Genomic DNA, 20547 nt, shown 5'->3' with positions numbered 1-20547 from the left:
GTTGGGCCTGAACGAAAAAGGGCGGCCCCGCAGGACCGCCCTCTTCATTTCCGTTTAAGCAAAGCGTTAGTCGGCCTTGTCTTCGCCAGAGGTCGAGGTTTCGTCCGACGGCTTCTTCGCGGGCGTCACCTTTTTCGCCTTGGTCTTGCGACGCTTGACGACTTTCGGCGGGGCCGGGGTCAGTTCGAAGGACAGGACCGGCTTGCCCTCGTCCTCCTTGGTCGAGACATGAACTTCACCGCCCTGCGCCAGTTTGCCGAACAGCAGTTCCTCCGCCAGCGGTTGCTTGACCTTGTCCTGGATCAGGCGGCCCATCGGGCGCGCGCCGTACAGCTTGTCATAACCCCGGTCGGCCAGCCATGCTCGGGCATCGCTGTCGAACTGGATGTGGACGTTCTGGTCGGCCAGTTGCAGTTCCAGCTGCAGGATGAACTTGTCGACCACGCGGCTGACGATCGTTTTACCCAGATAAGCAAACGGCACGATCGCATCGAGGCGGTTGCGGAATTCGGGGGTGAAAAGCTTTTTCACCGCATCCTCGCCCGCGTCGGCCTTTGATACGTCGCCGAACCCGATACCGCTACGCGCCATGTCCGCCGCGCCCGCATTGGTCGTCATGATCAGTACGACATTGCGGAAATCGACGGTCTTGCCGTGGTGGTCGGTCAGGCGGCCGTTATCCATCACCTGCAACAGGATGTTGAACAGGTCGGGGTGCGCCTTCTCAATCTCGTCGAGCAAGAGCACACAGTGCGGTTGCTGATCGATAGCATCGGTGAGCAGACCGCCCTGATCGAACCCGACATAGCCCGGAGGCGCACCGATCAGGCGCGATACCGAGTGCCGCTCCATATATTCCGACATGTCGAAACGTTGCAGCGGAATACCCATGATGTCGGCCAGCTGCCGCGCGACTTCGGTCTTGCCGACGCCGGTCGGGCCGCTGAACAGGAACGAACCGATCGGCTTGTCCGCATCGCGCAGGCCCGCACGGCTCAGCTTCATCGCGGTCGAGAGCACCTCGATCGCCTTGTCCTGTCCGAAGACGACCTGCTTCAGATCGCGCTCAAGGTTTTCGAGCGCCTTTTTGTCGTCCTTCGACACCGATTTCGCCGGAATGCGGGCCATCGTCGAAATGACCTTTTCGATCTCCTTCGCGGTGATCGTCTTGCGGCGCTTGCTGGGCGGCACGAGCATCTGCATCGCGCCAACCTCGTCGATGACGTCGATCGCCTTGTCGGGCAACTTGCGGTCATTGATATAGCGGGCCGACAGCTCCACCGCAGTCTTGATCGCGTCGGGCGTGTACTTGACCTGGTGATGTTCCTCGAACGCGGAACGCAGCCCGCGCAGGATCTTGATCGTATCCTCGACCGTCGGTTCGTTCACGTCGATCTTCTGGAACCGCCGCAGCAGGGCGCGGTCCTTTTCGAAATGGTTGCGGAATTCCTTGTAGGTGGTCGAACCGATGCAACGGATCGTTCCGCCCGACAGGGCCGGCTTCAACAGGTTCGACGCATCCATCGCGCCGCCGCTGGTCGCGCCCGCGCCGATGACAGTGTGGATTTCGTCGATGAACAGGATCGCCTCCGGCATCTTTTCCAGTTCGTTGACGACCTGCTTCAGACGCTCTTCGAAATCGCCGCGATAACGGGTGCCCGCCAGCAATGCGCCCATGTCGAGCGAATAGATCACCGCATCGAGCAGCACCTCGGGCACTTCTTCCTCGACGATCTTGCGCGCCAGGCCTTCCGCGATGGCGGTTTTCCCCACGCCGGGATCGCCGACATAAAGCGGGTTGTTCTTGGACCGGCGGCACAGGATCTGGATCGTGCGATCCACTTCCGGCCCGCGACCGATCAGGGGATCGACCTTACCGGCCAGCGCCTTGTCATTGAGGTTGACGGTAAACTGGTCGAGCGCGGTTTCCTTCTTGCCCTTGCCAGAATCCGGCTTCTCTTCCTGCTTGGCCTCTTCCTCCGCGCCCTTGGGCGTGCGGGTTTCGACCGAGCGGCCCGACTTGCCGATGCCGTGGCTGATGTACGAAACCGCGTCGAGGCGGCTCATGTCCTGTTGCTGCAGGAAGTAGACCGCATAGGAATCGCGTTCGGAGAACAGCGCGACCAGCACATTTGCTCCGGTCACCGTGTCCTTGCCGCTGGATTGCACGTGCAGGATCGCACGTTGGATCACCCGCTGGAACCCGGCGGTCGGCGAAGGATCGGCCTTTTCGGCGGTTTTCAGCGATTGGTATTCCTGATCCAGGTACTGTTTCACCACGTTGGACAGTTCCGGCAGGTCTACCCCGCAAGCCTCCATCACCTGTGCCGCGTCGGGATCGTCGACGAGAGCAAGCAGCAGATGTTCGAGAGTCGCATACTCGTGACTGCGTTCGGCCGCATTGGCGAGCGCGGTATGGAGCGTTTTCTCGAGGCTCTGTGCGAATGATGGCATGGTATCAGGCCTTTCTGCCGTTGGTGGCGAGTCCCCGTTCCTTCATAACCCCAAGGTCCTGAACGAACAGCAAACGACTTGGTTGCCGCAGTGCAGCATTTTGCTGCACCTGCGTAAAGAAAAATGCGACGAACGGTCGGCCACGCCCGTAGATCGAGGCGAAGCGGGATAGGGTCATGGTGTCGCGCCGCCCGGTTTGGCAGCGAACAGGGCATCTGCCGCCTTGCGATGGGCAGCGGCCTTTTCCATGTGAGTGCGGGTGCGGACAATCTCCGCCTCCAGCAACGAAATGCGATATTCCAGCTCATCCTGCGAATAGCTGTCCAGGCTTTCGCTGGTAAGGCGGCTTGCATTGTCGCCGCGTGGGCGGGGGCGATCGTCGTCGTCCATCTGAGTAACCTTAATCTTGGGTCGGATCGGCTTGCTGTCAACGGGTCGTGCGGTTAGTCCACCGCAAGATCGTGCGCTAATCCACAATCGGGTTGCGCCATCACGTCGCAATTGGGGGAATTGTTCGATGCTGCCGGAGCGGATGACCGCAATAGCCCTGAGCGGTGCGGGCGGGCCGGAGGTGCTGGTGCCGACCCAGATCGCCGTACCTTCGCCGAGTGCGGGACAGGTGTTGATCAAGGTCGCCCATGCCGGGGTGAATCGGCCCGATGTGATGCAGCGCAAGGGGCTCTATCCCCCACCGCCTGGCGCGCCCGATACGCCGGGTCTGGAAATCGCGGGCGAAGTTGTTGCCTTGGGCGAGGGCGTCGATCCTGCCATGATGGGCACGCGGCAATGCGCGCTGGTCATCGGTGGCGGTTATGCCGAGTACTGCATTGCCGAAGCCGCGCATTGCCTGCCGGTGCCCGATGGCCTGTCGCTGGCCGAGGCGGCGGCGCTGCCCGAAACGCTGTTCACCGTCTGGCACAACGTCTTTGAGCTTGGCCTTGCCGACGAAGGCATGTGGTTGCTCGTCCACGGCGGCACCAGCGGCATCGGCACGATGGCGATCATGCTGGGGCGCTTGTTCGGCGTGAAAGTCATCGTCACCTGCGGAAGTGACGAGAAATGCGCTGCCGCCAAGGACATCGGTGCGGCCCATGCAATCAACTACAAGACCCGGGATTTCGTCGAGGATGTTGCGGCAATTACCGGCAAGCATGGTGTGGACGTGGTGCTGGACATGGTGGCCGGGGACTATGTCGCCCGAAACATCGCCTGCATGGCGCCCGGCGCGCGGCATGTGACCATCGCGGTGCAGGGCGGGGTCAAGGCGACGATCCCGATGCACAAGATCCTGACTCAGCGCCTGACCCTGACCGGATCGACGCTTCGCCCCCGGTCCAGCGAATTCAAGGCCGCCCTGACCGAAGAGATTCGCGGCACCGTCTGGCCCTTTGTAGCAAGCGGCCAGCTGCGCCCGGTAATGGACAGGCGCTTTGCCCTGACTGACACCGCCGGGGCCCATGCGCGGATGGACGAGGGCGGGCATATCGGCAAGATCGTGCTGGATGTCTGAATCCGCGAAAGGCGCGCAAATCGCATCCACACTTGCCGAACCGCGCCGCTTCCCCTAAATCAGGGGTGCAAGCGGCCGCTCCGGTAAGGGGCGGCCCTTATCGTTTTTGACGCCCGCATGGCCAGAATCGCGCCCCGGGCCCCTGATCCGAGAGGATGCTCGTGTGAGCCAGAATCAAGCAACCCCGTTGATGCCGCACGCCACGGCCAGCTGGCTGGTCGACAATACCGGCCTGACGTTTGAACAGATCGCCGATTTCTGCGGCCTCCATATCCTGGAAGTGCAGGCGATGGCCGACGATCTGGCCGGTGCCAAGTACACCGGCCGCGATCCAGTGCGCGCGGGCGAACTGACCCACGACGAGATCGAGAAGGGCCAGAACGATTCGGACTACAAGCTGAAGATTCACAAGGCGCCGGTCCAGATCCAGCGCACCAAGGGTCCGCGCTATACCCCCGTGTCGAAACGTCAGGACAAGCCCGACGGCATCGCATGGATCCTGCGCAACCACCCGGAAATGAGCGACGCGCAGATCGGCAAGCTGATCGGCACGACGCGCAACACCATCGGCGCGATCCGCGAACGCAGTCACTGGAACATCCAGAATATCAACCCGAAAGACCCGGTGACGCTGGGCCTGTGTTCGCAGCGCGAGCTGGACGCTGCCGTAGCCAAGGCCGCCAAGAAGGCCGGGATCGAGACAGAGGCAGTGACCGATTCGCGCCTTGTCGACGACCGTCAGGCGTTGATTGACGAGTTGAAGAAAGAGCGTGAAGACGCCGCCCGCGCCGCGGTTGTCGCCGCGCAAGAAGCAGAGGCCGAAGCATGGCTCGCCGCCCGCCGCGAAGAGGGCGCATCGGAAGAATAAGCCAAGCCTTAACCGGCCAAAGGTTACAAAGCCCGATCCGCAGGTCCCCGCGGGTCGGGCTTTTTGCTGCGCCTGCGAGGCTGCTCCCTTGTGGAAAGCGACGCGGGAGGGCACAATAGCTGACATGAATGTCAATAATAATATCGAGAGGAACCCGGGACCCGAATGGCCCGGAACGGATGCAACCGGAAAGCTGGGGCCGGGCGATACCTATCGCCACCCGATAGCGTGGGATTCGGAATTCGAACCGCTGTCGCTGCCCGATCTGCTGGAAAGGGGCATGCATCTGGCGGGCAATCGCAAGATCGTCGATTTCTACGGCCGCCGCACCAGTTACGTCGACATGGTGGCAGAGTCGAAGCGGGTCGCACATGCCCTGCAACGCGCCGGGATCGGCAAGGGCGACCGGGTCGGGTTGTTCCTGCCCAATGTGCCCGTCTACCTTGCCGCATACTACGGCATCCTGATGGCTGGGGCGACGGCGGTGAACTTCTCGCCGCTCTACACGGTCGAGGAATTGTCCGCGCAGGTCGAGGATTCGGGCGCGCGGATGCTGTTCACCATCGATTCGTCGGCGCTGTTGCCCACGGCCGAGGCGGTGCTGAAGCAGTCTGGGCTCGAAAAGCTGGTCGTGCAGAGCCTTGCCGATATGCTGCCGCGTCTGAAATCCGCACTGTTGCGGATCGTCGGGCGTAGCCAGCTTTCGCCGATTCCGAACGACCCGCGCATCGTGCCCTATGGCCGCTTTATCGACGGATGCAGCGAGCCGGAGCATGTCGCCATCGATCCGCTGACCGACATTGCCTTGCTGCAATATACCGGTGGGACGACCGGACGGCCCAAGGGCGCGATCCTGACGCACCAGAATATCACCGTGAACGCGCGCCAGACGCTACGGGTTGATAGGCACCGGGGCGAGCGGGACATCATGATCGGCGTACTGCCGATGTTCCATATCTTCGCAAACATCGTCGTGCTGAACCGCACCGTTATGGATGGCGGGATGATCGTCTTGCTGCCTCGCTTCGATGCGCGGCAGACCTTGAAGGCGGTCAATCGCGTGCGGGCAACATCGCTCCCCGGCGTGCCGACGATGTATCAGGCGCTGCTCGATCATCCCGATATCGCCAAGACCGACTTCTCACCGCTGCGTATCTGCATATCAGGCGGTGCGCCCTTGCCGCTCCCGCTGAAACGCCGGTTCGAAAAGGCGACCGGGGCGCATGTGGTCGAAGGCTATGGCCTGACCGAATCGTGCATCGTTTCGACCAATCCGTTCGGCAGTTGGGAGGCGGAGAAGCCCGGCACCATCGGGCAGCCCTTGCCGGGCACGAAAATCCGCCTGCTCGACAAGGAAGACCCTACCCGCCTCGCCCCTGTCGGCGAACCGGGCGAACTGGCGATTCGCGGCCCGCAGACGATGGTGGGATACTGGAACCGGCCGGAGGGGCACGCGGTCTTCCAAGACGGCTATCTGCGCACCGGCGACGTGGCGACGATCGACAACGAAGGGTTCATCACCATCGTCGACCGGATCAAGGACATGATCAGCGTCGGCGGGTTCAAGGTCTTCCCCAGCCAGGTCGAGGAAGTGCTGCACAGCCGCAAGGGCGTGAAGGAAGCGCTCGTGATCGGTATCCCAGACGCCTATCTGGGCGAGCGGCCCAAGGCCTATGTCACGCTGGAACCCGATAGCGAGGACGACGGCGACAGCTTGCTCAGGTGGATCAACGGCCACGTCGGTAAGCACGAACGGCTCTGCGCGGTCGAAATCCGCGAAGAATTGCCCAAAACGATGATCGGCAAACTGGACCGCAAGGCCCTGCGCGCCGAGGTGGCGGCGCAGGCCGAAACGGATAACGGGGCATTGGAACCGGCGGGCTGACCCGCCGGGACAGGATCAGGTGGCGAGGCTGAGAACTGGCTCGCTCTCGCCGCCCTTCTTGCCGCTGTCATGCGCGCGCTGGGCGAATCTGCCTTCGACGGCGGCGCCCTGCTCGATGGTCAGCGTGTCGTAGAACACGTCGCCGGTGATCTTCGCGCTTTTCAACACGACCAGCGTCTTCGCGTTGATCGAGCCCTCGACCGTTCCGGCCAGACGCGCCGAATCGGCGGTGATCGATCCGGTGATGCTGCTCTGCTCGCCCTGAACCAGCGAACCGCAGTCGATATCGCCGTCGACGCTGCCGTCGATGTGCAGATCGTCGCTGGCAGATATATCGCCCTTGATCTTGATGTCGGCGCCCAGCACCGAGAATGAGGAACCACTCGCCACGGGATTAGCCGTGCGTTGCGGAGTGGTCGTCTCCGCCTTGTTTTGCTTCGAAAACACGCTTCGCTCCAAGCAGGCTTGCGCCCTTTTCCAGCATGGGACGCGGGTTCACCGCGCGATTGTTGATACGCACCTCGAAATGGAGGTGCGGGCCGGTCGAACGCCCGGACGATCCGATCCTGCCGACCACGTCACCGGCATTCACCTTGTCGCCGACTTTCGCGCCGAATGCGGACATGTGGGCATAGCGGGTCATCAGGCCATTGCCATGACGGATTTCGACAACCCGCCCATATCCGCCCTTCCAACCGACGAAGCTGACCCTGCCCTTTGCGGCGGCATGGATCGGCGTGCCGACAGGGCCGCGGAAATCGAGGCCGGAGTGCATCGCAGCGCGGCCGTTGATCGGGTCGCGGCGGAAACCGAAGGGCGATGAAATCATCTCGATGCTGGCGGGCAGAACGTTGGGAATGCCTTCAAGCCCGCGCTCAAGCGCGCTCATGCGGGCGAGCGAGAGGCCGAGCTTTTCGAAACGCGGGTCCAGCGAATCCTTGCCGCGGCTGAAAGCCTCGAACGGACCGCCCATCGCTTCGTTGCGGGCATTGCGCGTGATCGCCTTGGGGTCGAGGCCCAGCTTGCGGATCGCGCTCTCTGCCTCTGCCGCGCGGCGGTCGGCAAGGCGGGTCAGACCTTCGACGAAGGCCAGTTGACGCGCTTCCATCTTGGCAAGGCCCGAAGCCTCTGGAATCGCGACCGAAACCTTGTCCACGGTGCGGCGGGTTTCCGCCGTCGAATCCTGAACGCCCGAAACGTCGCCCACGGTCGGCAAGGTGCCAAGGTGGTTTTCGACCATGTCGTCGATAAAATCCTGACGCCGGGTCAGATCGTCGGCCACCGCGCTCAGATCGTCGCGATAGGCATCGACCCGGCTTTCGGCGGTGGCGACCTTCGCCTCGCGGCTGGCCAGTTCGGCGGCGTTTTGGTGCTGGAGCCATTCGTTGGCCAGCGCGGTCGCCATCGTTCCGGTCCAGACAAGGCCCAGTGCCGCGATTCCGGCGGCGCACCGCTTTTGGAACTTCGCACTGATGCGAACGAAGCGCACCTGTCCCTGAGACCGCATGATAAATTCGCGATCCGGAAACCAGCTTTGCAGGCGGGCAGATAGCCCGCTGGCCGCTTGTGTCACAACAAGACCCCGTTTCCCTGATAGTCCCGCTGGGGGCGCGAGACTTTCCCGTCGCTGCAAGGGCTAACAGGAGGAAAGTTAACGTCGAGTTCCGAAATGGGACGTTTCGATGAACCGTTGGTCAGGCGGGATGAAATGAGGCGGAAATGTGAACAAATTCACGAATCTCCGGGAACAGAGTGGTTTGTAAGGTGTTAACGCTCGCTTTGCCGCAGGCATTTCACACCGATGTTGGCAGATTCTTCGCTCAGCCGGTTGTCATGAAATTATCAGTCTGCCGGGCTGGACGGTCCAACGCGATTAGGCACTGACACATCGGGGCCGCGGTGGTAGGCGATTGCCGTTATGATCATGCAGGAAACCATAAGCGCGCAGGGCGACACTGCCCCCGACACCGCCGATGCCGACGATCTGATCGCGACACTGGCCGCGAACGCGCGCGCCGCGCAGCGCGTGCTGGCGGGCAAGAGCGATGCCGACAAGGCCGCCGCACTGCGCAAGGCCGCACAGGCCCTGCGCGATCATGCCAAGGCAATTCTCTCTGCCAATGCGCAGGATGTGACCAAGGGCGAGGATCGCGGGCTGACCTCTGCAATGCTGGACCGGCTGCGGCTGGACGAGGCCCGGCTTGCGGGCATTGCCGATGCGGTGGATCAGGTTGCCGCCCTGCCCGATCCGGTCGGTGAAACCATTGCCAGCAGCGAACGGCCCAATGGTTTGCAGCTATCGCGCGTGCGCGTGCCGATCGGGGTGATCGGCATCATTTACGAAAGCCGACCCAACGTAACCGCCGACGCCGCCGCGCTCTGCGTGCGGGCCGGTAACGCGGTGATCCTGCGCGGCGGCAGCGAAGCGGTGAATTCCAACCGGGCGATCCTTGCCGCGCTGGCCGAAGGGCTTGCGGCGGGCGGTATCCCGGCCCACGCGGTGCAGCTGGTTCCGACGCAGGACCGTGCCGCCGTAGGCGCCCTGCTCCGCGCTGCGGACGGGGTCGACATGATCGTGCCGCGCGGGGGTAAAAGCCTTGTCGCGCGCGTTCAGGCAGAGGCGCGGGTGCCCGTGCTCGCCCACCTCGACGGGATCTGCCACACTTATGTCCACTGCGCTGCCGATCAGGCGATGGCGGAGGCAGTCGCGGTCAACGCGAAGATGCGCCGCACCGGGATCTGCGGCGCGATGGAAACGCTGTTGATCGACGCTGCTTATCCGCATGCGTCGGATCTTGTCGGCAAGCTGATCGACGCAGGCTGCGCGGTGCGCGGCGACGGACGGGCCTGTGCGCTCGATACCCGGATCACGCCTGCCAATGCCGGGGACTGGGATACCGAATATCTCGAAGCAGTCCTGTCGGTCGCGGTCGTCGACGGGCTGGATGCGGCGCTGGCGCATATCACCGCGCATTCGTCGGGCCATACCGATGCCATCGTTACAAGCGATGCCGAGACGGCGGAGCAGTTCCTCAACGCCGTCGATTCCGCCATCGTCATGGCCAACGCCTCCAGCCAGTTTGCCGACGGCGGCGAATTCGGGTTGGGTGCGGAAATCGGGATTGCCACCGGACGGCTCCACGCCCGCGGGCCCGTCGCGCTGGAGGGGCTGACGACGTATAAGTGGCAGGTGCGCGGAACCGGACAGACGCGGCCCTGACGCAGTCGCTCCAAATGCGGCCGATCTATACCGGATTGCTGGGCGGCAGCTTTAACCCCGCGCATGGCGGGCACCGCCGGATCAGCCTGTTCGCGGCCAAGGCGCTGCGACTGGACGAGGTATGGTGGCTGGTATCCCCCGGCAACCCGCTCAAGCCGAAGAAGGGGATGGCCCCCCTGCCTGCGCGCGTCGCGTCGGCCCGCAAAAAGGCGCGGCGCGCGCCGATCCGCGTGACTGCAGTCGAGACCACACTGGCCACCCGCTATACCGCCGATACGCTTGAGGCGCTGGTCCGGCGCTATCCCCACCGGCGATTCGTGTGGCTTATGGGCAGCGACAACCTTGCCCAGTTTCACCTCTGGAAGGATTGGCGGAGGATAGCGAGAACCATGCCGATTGCGGTGATCGCGCGTCCGGGGTATGATGCGCATGCCGTGACGAGCCCCGCCACGGCCTGGCTGCGGCGCTTCCGGGCGTCACCGTTCAGACTTCGCAACCGGGGAAGTTGGAGCGCACCGACACTGGTGTTTCTGGCATTCGATCCCGATCCGCGTTCGGCCACGGCCTTGCGCACGGAACAGCCCGACTGGGCCACTGGCCTTGTGGGCGCACCCCCACGCGATGCGGTTACCCGCCGCATCATACCGGGGGACGCGGCTTGAGGCGCAGCTTCGACAACCGCAATTTCGATCCAGCCATGATTTTCGGTTACGACCCTGCCCGCACGGCGCGGGCATCTGCGCGTTTCGCGCGCGCGGACTTGCAAGGGGCAACTTGAGGAGCCACCTAGGACCTTATGAATACAGCGCAAGCCTTGCCGGAAACGTCCGGCTTTGCCCAGACCGGCTCTGGCATCACCGACATTGATGCCGAACCCGGATCGCTCCACGCCCTGGTGCTGCAGTCGCTTGACGACGACCAGGCGCAGGACATCGTCTCCATCCCGCTTGCTGGCAAAAGCTCGATCGCCGATCAGATGGTGATCGCCTCGGGCCGGTCCAGCCGCCAAGTGACTGCCATGGCGCAGAAACTGGGTGAGCGGGTGAAACACGGCGGTTTCGGATCGGTCCGTATCGAGGGACTACCCGCCGCAGACTGGGTATTGATTGATGCCGGCGACGTCATCGTTCACCTTTTCCGCCCCGAAGTGCGTTCGTTCTACAACCTCGAACGGATGTGGGGTTTCGGAGAGACGGGAACGGCCTGATCTCTCGGGCCTGATTTCGCGATTCCACGGGGCCGCGCCGGGATAACCGGCAGGCCCGCTGGACGCGCATTGTGCGACACGTGTAACAGGCCCTTATGCGCCTGCACGTCATCGCTCGCGGCAAGATCGGCCGTTCGGCAGAGGCCGATCTGGTGGCGCGTTATGCCAAACGCGTGACCTGGCCGATGAAATGGACCGAGCTGCCCGATACCGGCGGCACGGTGCCGTCCCCAATGATGCCATCGAAAAAGGTCCTGCTGGATGAACGCGGCAAGCAGATGTCGTCGGAGGATTTCGCGACCCTGCTCGGCCGGTGGCGCGATGACGGGATGCGCGAAACGCAGTTCCTGATCGGTGCAGCCGACGGTCATGGTGACGCGGCGCGGGCCGATGCGGACCTGTTGCTGGGATTCGGCCCGATGACATGGCCGCACTTGATGGTCCGCGCAATGCTGGCCGAACAATTGTGGCGCGCGACCAGCATCCTCGCCGGTCACCCTTATCACCGGGCCGGATGACGATGCGCAAGCGGGCCTTCGTCCTTTTGCTGGCTACGCTCCCCGCAGCGGCGGGCGCGGCGACGACGACCGAGGAACGGCTGCGGGAAGTCGAGGCCGCACGTGCCGAGGCGGAGCGGCAGGCCGCGCAGTTCGCCGACCAATCCCGCTATATCCAGGACCGTGCGCTGAAGGCCGAAGCGCGCGCCAATGCCCTGACCGCAGAGATTGCCGAAGCCGAATCGCGGCTGGAGGCGGCGCAGATTCGCGCGGCAACCGCCAACAACCGCCTGACCGTGCTGCGCGACGATCTGGCGATCAAGCGTGCCCCCCTCACCCGGATGCTGGCCGCGCTGCAACGATTGGCGCGGCGGCCGATGCTGCTGCTCGTCATGCGCCCCTCTTCCATCCGCGATTTCGTGCGAATGCGGACGATGGTGGCGGGGCTGCAACCGCAGATCGCCCGCGCGACAGAGGACCTGCGCGGCGACCTGAACCGGTCGCGCCGGCTTGCCGCCGCTGCCGACAAGGCCAGGGCCGATGGCGAGAGAGCCAGTCGAGACCTTGCCGAACGGCGCGAAGAACTGCTGGCGATGGGCGAAGAGGGTATGCGCGAGGCGCAATCGCTGGCCGATGCCGCCAACAGGGCGCAGCGCGAGGCCACGCTGGCGCGGGGTGAGGCGCGGATGATCGGCGATCTTGTCGTCAGCGAACGCGAGGGCCGCCGCACGCTGGCCGCGCTGGCCGAATTGCCCAGCCCTACCCTGCTCACCGCCTCCACCCCGCAAAAAACCAGCGCCCAATCGCTGCCCCGCCTGCCGGTTCCCGGCACGGTGCTCGCCGGTTTTGGCGAGCGTGATGCGGCGGGCGGGCGGCAGAAGGGCATCACCCTTGCCCCCGCCCCCGGCGCGCCGGTCGTTGCGCCACTGGCGGGCAAGGTCGCCTTTGCCGGGCCGTTTCGCGGCTATGGCACCATTGTCATCCTGCGCCATGCGGGCGGGCGCACCAGCCTGATCGCCGGTCTGGACCGCGCGAGTGTGGAGATAGGGCGCGAAGTGCGGCGCGGCGAAACCTTGGGCAATGCGCCCACCGCCGATCCGCGCATCCTGTATGAACTACGCCAAGGACGCCGCGCGATTCATCCGCTGCGGCCCTAGAATCGGGCGAAAAAGCTGCCATCTGGCGTTAACCCGGGCTGCTCTATATCATGCCCGACCAAATCCGGGCGTGCGAAGCCGCCGCCCAAAGGCACGGACAAAGAAAACCGCACATGGCCACAGCTGCACAACCGGCATCCCGCAAATCCCGCTTTGGGTTTTTCATGCGCACGGCGGCGGTTGTTACCGCGTTGTCGATGTTGCCCGCGACGACCGCTGGCCTTGCCGCCGTCGATGCGAAAGGCGCGCCGGAATTCGGCAAGCTGATGATGATCTATCAGCGGATCAAGGCGAACTACGTCGATCAGGTGGATGACGACCAGCTGATCCGCGGCGCGATCGACGGCATGCTGGGCAGCCTCGACCCGCATTCGGGCTATCTCGATGCGACTGCGTTCGACACGCTGCGCACGCAGACAGAGGGCAGCTATGGCGGCCTTGGCCTGTCGGTCACGATGGAAGACGGCGTGGTCAAGGTAATCGCGCCGACCAAGGGCACGCCCGCCGACCTCGCCGGGATCAAGGCGGGCGACTACATCACGCACCTTGATGGCAAGCTGATCTATGGCGGCACGCTGGACGAGGCGGTGGAGCAGATGCGCGGCGCGCCGGGCACGCCGATCCAGCTGACGATCTTCCGCGCCGGCCGCGACGAGCCGTTCGATGTCGACATCAAGCGCGCTATCATCGAACTCACCCCGGTCGAATGGGAATTAAACGGCAACGTCGGCGTGATCACCGTGTCCACGTTCAGCGCCAACGTCGGGCGCGAGGTCGAAAAGGCTATGGCGGGGATCACGCAAAAGCTGGGCCATCAGCCGCAAGGACTGGTCATCGACATGCGGTCGAACCCCGGCGGTTTGCTGGACGAAGCGGTGGCGATGAGTGACCTGTTTCTCGACAAGGGCCAGATCGTATCGCAGCGCGGCCGTTTCGCGCGCGATAACGAGAGCTATACCGCGCGCATGGGCGATATCGCGCGCGGCATTCCGATCGTGGTCCTGATCGATTCGGGCAGTGCCTCCGCCTCCGAAATCGTTGCGGGCGCGTTGCAGGACCACCACCGCGCGCTGATTATGGGGCAGCGCAGCTTTGGTAAGGGCAGCGTGCAGACGCTGGTCCCGCTAACCAACGATTCGGCGCTGAAGCTGACGACGGCGCGGTATTACACGCCGTCGGGCCGGTCGGTGCAGGAAGGTGGGATCGAGCCGGATATTACCGTGCCGCAGCTGTCCGACCCCGATGCGCGGGCGCGGGCCGAACGCGCGGTGCGCGAAAGTGACTTGCGCGGGCACCTGATCAACGAGATGGAACTGGACGACCGCGAGCTTGAGAAAGACCTCGTCGACGATCCGCGTTTTCAGATCAGCGCCGAGGAACTGGAAAAGCGGGGCATCGAGGATTTCCAGATGCACTATGCCATCGACACGCTGCGCAATACGCGGCTGGCGCAGAATCCGCGGGCGAGCAGCGAGCGAAAGGTGAGCAAGCCCTGATCGCGGCGTAACGACGATGACCAACCGTTTGTCCACCGCGCACCTGATTGCGCTGATCGTACCGGCTGCGCTGCTGGGCGGGGCCTATGTCTCGCAATACGGCTTTGGACTCTATCCATGTGAAATGTGCTGGTGGCAGCGCTATCCGCATTTCGTCGCCATCGCGCTGGCGCTAATCGCCTATGCGGTGAAGGGGCCGGGCCGGGTCGTATTGGTACGGCTGGCGGGTATCGCGATCATCGTGTCGGGCCTGATCGGCGCTTTCCACGCGGGCGTCGAATACGGCTGGTGGGAAGGGCTGACCGCCTGCACCACCGTCGCCGCATCGGACGCTGTCGATCCTCTGGAAGCGATCATGAACGCGCCGACGGTGCGCTGCGATGAAGTGGCATGGAGCCTGTTCGGTATCTCTCTGGCGGGTTGGAACTTCCTGATTTCCGTCGCCAGCGGCATCGCGGTGCTGGTGCTTTCGGCACGGACCGGCGGTTCGCGCGTTGGGAAAGCATGATGACTGATAAGGACCGGAATGACCGCATTGCTTCGATGATTCGCGTCGATCAGGCGGGCGAATATGGTGCGACCCGCATCTACGCCGGGCAATTGGCAGTGATGGGCGACCGTGCGCCGGGGGCCGAGGAAGTGGCTGCGATGGCCCTGCAAGAGGCGGAGCATCGCCAGCGGTTCGACGCCCTGATGGCCGAACGCGGCGTGCGGCCCACTTTGCTGCAACCGTTGTGGGATCGGGCCGGTTTCATGCTGGGCGCGGCAACCGCGCTGATCGGGCCGGAAGCAGCAATGGCCTGTACCGCCGCGATCGAGACAGAGATCGACAAGCACTATTCCGAACAACTGGAAGAGCTGGGGCAAGACGATCCCGAACTGTCTGCGATGGTCAGCCAGTTCCGTGACGAGGAACGCGAACATCACGCCACCGCGATGGCGTCGGGTGCAGAACGGGCCCCGGCCTATGCCCTGTTGTCGGGCGCGATCCGGCTGGGTTGCCGCGCCGCGATTTCCTTGTCCAAGCGGATTTGACGCCGCGATGCCGCTTCACCTGTCATTCAGCGGCAAGCAGCCCTATATTGCACGAAACAGACCAGCGCTCGAAGGAGGCGCGATCATGACCGTCAAGACGATTATCGCCGCATTCGGACTAGCCTCTGGCCTCGGTTTTGCCACTGCCCCCGCTGCCGCTCAGGATGCTTCGGAGCCGAAAGTGAATCAGGTTATCGTCTATGGCGATCAGGCCTGTCCGCCCAGCACCGAGGAAGAGATTGTCGTTTGCGTGCGGCAGGAAGACCCGTTCCGCATCCCCAGCGCCCTGCGCCAGAGCGAATCGAAGGAAAACGAAAGCTGGGCCGAGCGTGTTACCGCCAACCGCGAAGTCGGTGCGACCGGGGTTGGATCGTGCGACACCGTCGGACCGGAAGGCCAGACCGGCTGCGGCGTGAAGGAAATTCAGCAGGCCTACGACGAAAAGCGCAACAGTTCCGACGTGGAAATGGGGCGCCTAGTGTCCGAAGCACGGCAGGCCCGCCTTGCCGAAATCGACGAGACGTCGCGGCTTGAGCAGGAACGTGTCGAGGCACTGGAAGCCGAGTACGAAGCGCGCCGTCAGGCTGCCGAAGCCGCCGGTCAGGACCCCGATGCGGAACCCCTGCCGGTGATCGTCGCCGACTAAACGCCGGTCAGACCCGGTTGTACTGCCGGAACCATTCCACGAAACGCGGCACGCCTTCGTCCACGCTCGTCGTCGGCGCATAGCCGAGGTTGCGTTTGATCGCATCTATGTCGGCAAAGGTGCGCGGCACATCGCCCGCCTGCATAGGCAGCATCTGTATCTCTGCCTTGCGCCCGCAGGCATCCTCCAGCAATCCGATCACCCGCATCAGGTGCTCCGACCGGTTGTTACCGATGTTGTAGATCGCGTGCGGCTTGGTGCTGCCACCCGGCTTTACCGCGCCATCGTCCGCGGGCGGATGGTCGAGACAGGCAACGACGCCTGCCACGATATCGTCGATCCACGTGAAATCGCGGTACATCTCGCCGTGATTGAACACAGGGATCGGTTCACCGCGCAGGATCTTGCCGGTGAAGATCCACATCATCATGTCGGGCCGACCCCACGGGCCATAGACGGTGAAAAACCGCAGCCCCGTCAGCGGAAGGCGATAGAGATGGGCGTAGGTCTCGCTCATCAACTCGTCCGCCTTCTTGGTCGCGGCATAAAGCGAGACGGGATGATCGACCCGGTCGTCGACCCCGAACGGCACTTTTTCGTTTCCGCCATAGACGGAGGACGAGCTGGCATAGACCATGTGCGCCACGCCCCGGTGCCGCGCCAGTTCGAGCATGTTCAGATGCCCGACCAGGTTCGATTGCGCATAGGCGTGCGGATTCTCGATCGAGTACCGCACGCCCGCCTGCGCCCCCAGATGCGCGATGCGGTCGAATTCGTACCCGGCCAGCGCGGTATTCAGCCCCGCCATGTCGGCAAAGTCATGCTCGACAAAGGCAAAGCGATTGCCTGCCGCCGCCCGAACGTCGTCCAGCCGGGCGCGTTTCAGCGCCGGGTCGTAGTAATCGTTCAGGTTGTCGATCCCGATTACCGTCTCGCCGCGTGCCAACAGCGCCTTGGCAAGGGCCGCTCCGATGAATCCGGCGGCTCCGGTAATCAGGGTCGTCATAAGGCGGGGACCGTCAGGCCAGCGCGATGTCGGGCGCGTCTTCCTGCTTCATGCCGATGACGTTGTAGCCGCAATCGACATGGTGCGTTTCGCCCGTCACGCCCGAAGCGAGGTCGGACAACAGGTATAGCGCCGAGCCGCCGACATCGTCGATGGTGACATTGCGCCGCATCGGGCTGTTCAGCTCGTTCCACTTCAGGATGTAACGGAAATCGCCGATCCCGCTGGCGGCCAGCGTCTTGATCGGGCCGGCAGAAATCGCGTTGACGCGGATTCCGTCGGGGCCAAGATCGTTGGCAAGGTACTGCACGCTGGTTTCCAGCGCCGCCTTTGCAACGCCCATCACGTTGTAGTGTGGAATTACCTTCTCTGCGCCGTAGTAGGACAGCGTCAGGATCGAACCGCCCGCATCCATCATCGCCGCCGCGCGTTTTGTCACCGCGACCAGGCTGTAGGCGGAAATATTCATCGTCATCAGGAAATTTTCGAGGCTGGTGTCGAGATATTTCCCGCGCAGCTCGTTCTTGTCGGAAAAGCCGATGGCGTGGACGATGAAGTCGATCTTGGGCCAACGCGCGGCCAGCGTTTCGAACGCGGTGTCGAGCGCGTCCATGTCCGAAACGTCGCATTCCAGCAGGAAATCGCTGCCCAGGCTCTCCGCCAGCGGTTTCACGCGTTTGGCGAGCGCTTCGCCCTGATAGGAAAACGCCAGTTCCGCCCCCTGTGCCGCCAGCGCCTTGGCAATGCCCCAGGCCAGCGACTTGTCGTTGGCAAGGCCCATGATCAGCCCGCGCTTGCCCTGCATCAGCGTGCCGGTGGGGACTGCCTGTTCGGTGGTTTCGCTATTCATGGTCGCAAACTCATTCCTGCAACGGCGCGGGTTCTGCCGCGTCCGGATCAACCTTATGCTCCAGCGGCAGATCGTCGCGCGGAACATTGGCCAGCGCCGCGTTCAGTTCGGCGCCGACGACGAGCCCTAGCCCGACCAGCCAGAAAAAGAAAAGGGCGATCATCACCCCGGCAAGGCTGCCATAGGTCAGGTCATAGGCGAACAGGCTGCGCAAGACGAAGGGCAGGGCGACGGTAACGGTGATCCACCACCCAGAGACCAGCAGCGCGCCGGGCCATTTTGCATATTCGGGCCCGCGAAATTTCTTGGGTGTGAGCGTGACGAACAGAAGCCAAAGCGAAAAGAAAAGCCCGAACGCGGGTATGATGCGCGTTAGTCGCAGCGTCTTGTCCATACCCAGCGCCTGCGGGAACCACGCGTCGATCACCTCCTGCGTGGCGGTGATGAAGAACTGCGCGGAAAGCGACATCATCAGGATCACGATCGAACCGATGATGACCCCCACTGACAATAGCCTGTATTTCAGGAAACTGACCGAGGGCTTGGTGCCATAGGCGCGGTGCAGGATGTCGCGGATCGTCTCGATCAGGCTGGATACCGTCCACAAACCGAACAGCGCGCCCGCCCACAACAGCCAGCCGGTGCGGGCGGAGACGACGTCCTTCGCCACCGGCTCCACCACTTCGGCGACGACGCGGGGCACGGCCAGCAGGATCGCGTTTATCGCGGCGGTGCGGTCGGCGGCATCGCCGACAAGGCTGAATACCCCGGCGGCGACGATGAAAAAGGGGAACAGTGACAGGATCGCCATATAGGCAAGGTTGCCCGCATGGATGAACCCGTCCTGCCACGCGCCGGCGGCAACGCGCTTGGCAATTTCGAAGGCGCGGGTGCCCGGGCCGACTTCGGATTTGACCCGGTGGAACTGCCGCTTGATCCGTTTCCTTACCACCCTTCCGGCCCCGTCATCGCGGGGACCGGGGCAGGGCGGAGGATGGCGGCAAGGGTCAAACCCCCAGCCTGGACCTTACGGCACGCGAATCGGTCCAGCCTTCCAGCCGTTGCTTCAGGTCGGCATCGGCTTCGGGCAAGTCGATTTCCAGCGTGACAAGCTGATCGCCGCGGCTGCCGTCCTTGCGGGTAAAGCCCTTACCTTTCAGGCGCAGGACCTTACCCGACGAGCTGCCCGGCGCGACCGTCAGCATCACTGCGCCGCTGGTGGTCGGCACTTTGACTTTTGCGCCGTTCACCGCCTCGTCCAGGGTGACCGGCAGGTCGAGCCGGACGTCATCGCCATCGCGGCGGAACACGCTGTGTGGTTTCTCTACAATCGTCACGATGGCATCGCCCGCACCGCCGGGACCCTGTTCGCCTTTGCCGGACAGGCGCATCTGCGTGCCGTCTTCGGTCCCGTTGGGCAGTTTCAGGTCGATGGTCTTGCCGTCGGACAGCGTTATCCGCTGCGGCGCGAGGTTGGCGACATCGGTCAGCGATACGGCCAGCCGGTACTGCACGTTCGCGCCCTTGGGCGGGGGACGACGCGGGCCGCCACCGCCAAAACCGCCTTGGCCGCCGAACGGATTGCCGCCACCGCGCTGTTGCCGTGCGCCCCCGCCGAACAGGTCGCCGAACAGGTCCGACAGGTCGACTTCCTCGCCCCCGCCGAAGCCGCCACCGCCAAAACCGCCCGGGCCGGCGCCGGGATGCCCGCGACGACCGCCACCCATGCCGAATGGCATCTGCGGATTGCCGTCAAGGTCGATCTCGCCCCGGTCGAACTGAGCGCGCTTGTCCTTGTCGGACAACAGATCATAGGCCTTGGTTACGTCGGAAAAGCGTTCCGCCGCCTTGGGATTGTCCTTGTTGCGATCGGGGTGCAGTTCCTTCGCCAGTTTGCGATAGGCGGACTTGATGTCCTTTTCGCTGGCGCCACGCGGCACGTTCAGGATCGAATAGGGATCGGCCATGACCGTTAGCTAGGGTGCCTTTTGCCCTTGCGCAACGGACCTTTGCGCGAAGGCGCAACCGTGCCTATGTTGGCCATGGGCGCAGCACCTGATTTTTGGACCCTTGAGAGCACACGACGTGGAACCCGAACTGCTGGCAGAAGACGCGATTCCCACCGGCGACCCCTTCGTCCTGTTCGACGACTGGTTTGCAGAGGCGCGGGACAGCGAACCGAACGACGCCAACGCGATGGCGCTGGCCACCGCAACGCCGGGCGGCGCGCCTTCGGTGCGCATGGTCCTGCTGAAGGGGCATGGCGCAGACCTCGGCTCCGGTGGCGGATTTGTGTTCTATACCAACACCCTTAGCCGCAAGGGTTCCGAGATCGCCGCCAACCCGCAGGCGGCGCTGCTGTTCCACTGGAAAAGCCTGCGCCGTCAGATTCGCATCGAAGGCCCGCTGGAGCCGGTAAGCGACGACATGGCCAACTCCTATTTCGCCAGCCGCGCCCGCGATTCGCAGCTGGGCGCCGCCGCCAGCGACCAGTCCGCCCCGATGAGCGACCGCCGCGAATTCATCGAGCGGTTCGAGAACGTGCGCCGCACCTACGAGGGCAAGGACGTGCCGCGCCCTTCGCACTGGAGCGGGTATCGTCTTGTGCCGCAGGCCATAGAGTTCTGGCACGACCGGCCCTTCCGCCTGCACGAACGCCGCCGCTTTACGCGCGGCAGCGGCGGCTGGGCATCCACCCTGCTGTACCCCTGATAGC

General features: G+C 63.9%; 22 protein-coding genes. 13 read left to right on the top strand and 9 right to left on the bottom strand.

All coding sequences use genetic code 11. The features are described 5' to 3' along the window. Window positions 1-66: 66 nt before the first annotated feature. The 3 genes from clpA to AB433_RS16325 are packed head-to-tail and all read right to left on the bottom strand — an operon-like array spanning window position 67 to window position 2844. Window positions 67-2454 carry an ATP-dependent Clp protease ATP-binding subunit ClpA gene (gene clpA / locus AB433_RS16330; RefSeq protein WP_047822511.1) on the bottom strand — a complete coding sequence of 796 codons (2388 nt, stop codon included), beginning with the start codon at window positions 2452-2454 and terminating at the stop codon, window positions 67-69. A gap of 4 nt (window positions 2455-2458) precedes the next feature. Then, window positions 2459-2632 carry a hypothetical protein gene (locus AB433_RS20670; RefSeq protein ID WP_156170862.1) on the bottom strand — a complete coding sequence of 58 codons (174 nt, stop codon included), beginning with the start codon at window positions 2630-2632 and terminating at the stop codon, window positions 2459-2461. After that, window positions 2629-2844 (bottom strand): DUF1192 domain-containing protein, encoded by a 216-nt coding sequence (locus AB433_RS16325; RefSeq protein WP_047822509.1) that lies wholly within the window; start codon window positions 2842-2844, stop codon window positions 2629-2631. The genes AB433_RS20670 and AB433_RS16325 overlap by 4 nt, the downstream gene beginning before the upstream one ends. Before the next feature lie 142 nt (window positions 2845-2986). Between AB433_RS16325 and AB433_RS16320 the strand changes: the two genes are divergently transcribed. The 3 genes from AB433_RS16320 to AB433_RS16310 all read left to right on the top strand — a co-directional run bounded on the left by AB433_RS16320 (window position 2987) and on the right by AB433_RS16310 (window position 6717). After that, entirely contained in the window at window positions 2987-3964 is a 978-nt protein-coding gene (locus tag AB433_RS16320; RefSeq protein WP_245626695.1) for an NAD(P)H-quinone oxidoreductase, read from the top strand. Between the two features lie 190 nt (window positions 3965-4154). Next, window positions 4155-4832: a DUF1013 domain-containing protein gene (locus tag AB433_RS16315; protein ID WP_082134985.1), complete on the top strand. Its 678-nt coding sequence runs from the start codon at window positions 4155-4157 to the stop codon at window positions 4830-4832. A gap of 124 nt (window positions 4833-4956) precedes the next feature. Continuing rightward, complete coding sequence (locus AB433_RS16310; RefSeq protein ID WP_082134984.1) at window positions 4957-6717, top strand: AMP-binding protein; 1761 nt, start codon at window positions 4957-4959, stop codon at window positions 6715-6717. A gap of 15 nt (window positions 6718-6732) precedes the next feature. On the opposite strand, the gene AB433_RS16305 is transcribed toward AB433_RS16310, so the two are convergent. After that, entirely contained in the window at window positions 6733-7107 is a 375-nt protein-coding gene (locus AB433_RS16305) for a bactofilin family protein (protein WP_047822503.1), read from the bottom strand. A 4-nt stretch (window positions 7108-7111) separates the two neighbouring features. Continuing rightward, the gene (locus AB433_RS16300) at window positions 7112-8224 is read right to left on the bottom strand and encodes a M23 family metallopeptidase (RefSeq protein WP_082134983.1); all 1113 of its coding nucleotides are present in this window, start codon (window positions 8222-8224) and stop codon (window positions 7112-7114) included. Between the two features lie 411 nt (window positions 8225-8635). Here AB433_RS16300 and AB433_RS16295 point away from each other — a divergent pair, with 411 nt between their 5' ends. From AB433_RS16295 to AB433_RS16255, 9 genes are all read left to right on the top strand, one after another. Then, on the top strand, window positions 8636-9937 hold the full coding sequence (locus tag AB433_RS16295; protein WP_047822499.1) for a glutamate-5-semialdehyde dehydrogenase: 1302 nt from the start codon (window positions 8636-8638) through the stop codon (window positions 9935-9937). A 14-nt stretch (window positions 9938-9951) separates the two neighbouring features. Beyond that, entirely contained in the window at window positions 9952-10599 is a 648-nt protein-coding gene (locus tag AB433_RS16290) for a nicotinate-nucleotide adenylyltransferase (RefSeq protein WP_047824337.1), read from the top strand. A gap of 134 nt (window positions 10600-10733) precedes the next feature. Then, window positions 10734-11144 (top strand): ribosome silencing factor, encoded by a 411-nt coding sequence (gene rsfS / locus AB433_RS16285; protein WP_047822497.1) that lies wholly within the window; start codon window positions 10734-10736, stop codon window positions 11142-11144. Between the two features lie 95 nt (window positions 11145-11239). Further along, on the top strand, window positions 11240-11662 hold the full coding sequence (locus AB433_RS16280) for a 23S rRNA (pseudouridine(1915)-N(3))-methyltransferase RlmH (RefSeq protein ID WP_047822494.1): 423 nt from the start codon (window positions 11240-11242) through the stop codon (window positions 11660-11662). A 2-nt stretch (window positions 11663-11664) separates the two neighbouring features. Beyond that, the gene (locus tag AB433_RS16275) at window positions 11665-12798 is read left to right on the top strand and encodes a murein hydrolase activator EnvC family protein (protein WP_169749376.1); all 1134 of its coding nucleotides are present in this window, start codon (window positions 11665-11667) and stop codon (window positions 12796-12798) included. A gap of 113 nt (window positions 12799-12911) precedes the next feature. Next, window positions 12912-14294 (top strand): S41 family peptidase, encoded by a 1383-nt coding sequence (locus AB433_RS16270; RefSeq protein WP_047822491.1) that lies wholly within the window; start codon window positions 12912-12914, stop codon window positions 14292-14294. A 16-nt stretch (window positions 14295-14310) separates the two neighbouring features. Next, window positions 14311-14802 carry a disulfide bond formation protein B gene (locus AB433_RS16265; RefSeq protein WP_047822489.1) on the top strand — a complete coding sequence of 164 codons (492 nt, stop codon included), beginning with the start codon at window positions 14311-14313 and terminating at the stop codon, window positions 14800-14802. Continuing rightward, window positions 14799-15329, top strand: a complete 531-nt coding sequence (locus AB433_RS16260; RefSeq protein WP_047822487.1) for a demethoxyubiquinone hydroxylase family protein — start codon at window positions 14799-14801, stop codon at window positions 15327-15329. The genes AB433_RS16265 and AB433_RS16260 overlap by 4 nt, the downstream gene beginning before the upstream one ends. Before the next feature lie 85 nt (window positions 15330-15414). Continuing rightward, entirely contained in the window at window positions 15415-15975 is a 561-nt protein-coding gene (locus AB433_RS16255) for a hypothetical protein (protein WP_047824335.1), read from the top strand. 7 nt (window positions 15976-15982) lie between these two features. On the opposite strand, the gene AB433_RS16250 is transcribed toward AB433_RS16255, so the two are convergent. From AB433_RS16250 to AB433_RS16235, 4 genes are read right to left on the bottom strand one after another with little or no spacing between them, the layout of a single operon-like run. Beyond that, window positions 15983-16981 (bottom strand): GDP-mannose 4,6-dehydratase, encoded by a 999-nt coding sequence (locus AB433_RS16250; protein ID WP_047822485.1) that lies wholly within the window; start codon window positions 16979-16981, stop codon window positions 15983-15985. Window positions 16982-16994: 13 nt separating this feature from the next. After that, window positions 16995-17831, bottom strand: coding sequence for an enoyl-ACP reductase FabI (gene fabI, locus AB433_RS16245; RefSeq protein ID WP_047822484.1), 837 nt, complete (start codon window positions 17829-17831; stop codon window positions 16995-16997). Window positions 17832-17841: 10 nt separating this feature from the next. Continuing rightward, window positions 17842-18783, bottom strand: coding sequence for a YihY/virulence factor BrkB family protein (locus AB433_RS16240; protein ID WP_245626694.1), 942 nt, complete (start codon window positions 18781-18783; stop codon window positions 17842-17844). Window positions 18784-18838: 55 nt separating this feature from the next. Continuing rightward, complete coding sequence (locus AB433_RS16235; protein ID WP_047822481.1) at window positions 18839-19798, bottom strand: DnaJ C-terminal domain-containing protein; 960 nt, start codon at window positions 19796-19798, stop codon at window positions 18839-18841. Window positions 19799-19901: 103 nt separating this feature from the next. On the opposite strand from AB433_RS16235, the gene pdxH reads away from it, so the two are divergent. After that, window positions 19902-20543 (top strand): pyridoxamine 5'-phosphate oxidase, encoded by a 642-nt coding sequence (pdxH, locus tag AB433_RS16230; protein ID WP_221403521.1) that lies wholly within the window; start codon window positions 19902-19904, stop codon window positions 20541-20543. Window positions 20544-20547 lie beyond the last annotated feature (4 nt).

Origin of the sequence: Croceicoccus naphthovorans (genome assembly GCF_001028705.1) — a bacterium.
Lineage (GTDB): Bacteria > Pseudomonadota > Alphaproteobacteria > Sphingomonadales > Sphingomonadaceae > Croceicoccus > Croceicoccus naphthovorans.
This window is presented reverse-complemented; position numbering and strand designations above follow the sequence as displayed.

What these genes read in the sequence shown, in the direction of transcription:
- clpA (WP_047822511.1), bottom strand. Translation starts at nt 2,454, where the DNA reads ATGCCATCATTCGCACAGAGCCTCGAGAAAACGCTCCATACCGCGCTC.
- AB433_RS20670 (WP_156170862.1), bottom strand. Translation starts at nt 2,632, where the DNA reads ATGACCCTATCCCGCTTCGCCTCGATCTACGGGCGTGGCCGACCGTTC.
- AB433_RS16325 (WP_047822509.1), bottom strand. Translation starts at nt 2,844, where the DNA reads ATGGACGACGACGATCGCCCCCGCCCACGCGGCGACAATGCAAGCCGC.
- AB433_RS16320 (WP_245626695.1), top strand. Translation starts at nt 2,987, where the DNA reads ATGACCGCAATAGCCCTGAGCGGTGCGGGCGGGCCGGAGGTGCTGGTG.
- AB433_RS16315 (WP_082134985.1), top strand. Translation starts at nt 4,155, where the DNA reads ATGCCGCACGCCACGGCCAGCTGGCTGGTCGACAATACCGGCCTGACG.
- AB433_RS16310 (WP_082134984.1), top strand. Translation starts at nt 4,957, where the DNA reads ATGAATGTCAATAATAATATCGAGAGGAACCCGGGACCCGAATGGCCC.
- AB433_RS16300 (WP_082134983.1), bottom strand. Translation starts at nt 8,224, where the DNA reads ATGCGGTCTCAGGGACAGGTGCGCTTCGTTCGCATCAGTGCGAAGTTC.
- AB433_RS16295 (WP_047822499.1), top strand. Translation starts at nt 8,636, where the DNA reads ATGATCATGCAGGAAACCATAAGCGCGCAGGGCGACACTGCCCCCGAC.
- AB433_RS16290 (WP_047824337.1), top strand. Translation starts at nt 9,952, where the DNA reads ATGCGGCCGATCTATACCGGATTGCTGGGCGGCAGCTTTAACCCCGCG.
- rsfS (WP_047822497.1), top strand. Translation starts at nt 10,734, where the DNA reads ATGAATACAGCGCAAGCCTTGCCGGAAACGTCCGGCTTTGCCCAGACC.
- AB433_RS16280 (WP_047822494.1), top strand. Translation starts at nt 11,240, where the DNA reads ATGCGCCTGCACGTCATCGCTCGCGGCAAGATCGGCCGTTCGGCAGAG.
- AB433_RS16275 (WP_169749376.1), top strand. Translation starts at nt 11,665, where the DNA reads ATGCGCAAGCGGGCCTTCGTCCTTTTGCTGGCTACGCTCCCCGCAGCG.
- AB433_RS16270 (WP_047822491.1), top strand. Translation starts at nt 12,912, where the DNA reads ATGGCCACAGCTGCACAACCGGCATCCCGCAAATCCCGCTTTGGGTTT.
- AB433_RS16265 (WP_047822489.1), top strand. Translation starts at nt 14,311, where the DNA reads ATGACCAACCGTTTGTCCACCGCGCACCTGATTGCGCTGATCGTACCG.
- AB433_RS16260 (WP_047822487.1), top strand. Translation starts at nt 14,799, where the DNA reads ATGATGACTGATAAGGACCGGAATGACCGCATTGCTTCGATGATTCGC.
- AB433_RS16255 (WP_047824335.1), top strand. Translation starts at nt 15,415, where the DNA reads ATGACCGTCAAGACGATTATCGCCGCATTCGGACTAGCCTCTGGCCTC.
- AB433_RS16250 (WP_047822485.1), bottom strand. Translation starts at nt 16,981, where the DNA reads ATGACGACCCTGATTACCGGAGCCGCCGGATTCATCGGAGCGGCCCTT.
- fabI (WP_047822484.1), bottom strand. Translation starts at nt 17,831, where the DNA reads ATGAATAGCGAAACCACCGAACAGGCAGTCCCCACCGGCACGCTGATG.
- AB433_RS16235 (WP_047822481.1), bottom strand. Translation starts at nt 19,798, where the DNA reads ATGGCCGATCCCTATTCGATCCTGAACGTGCCGCGTGGCGCCAGCGAA.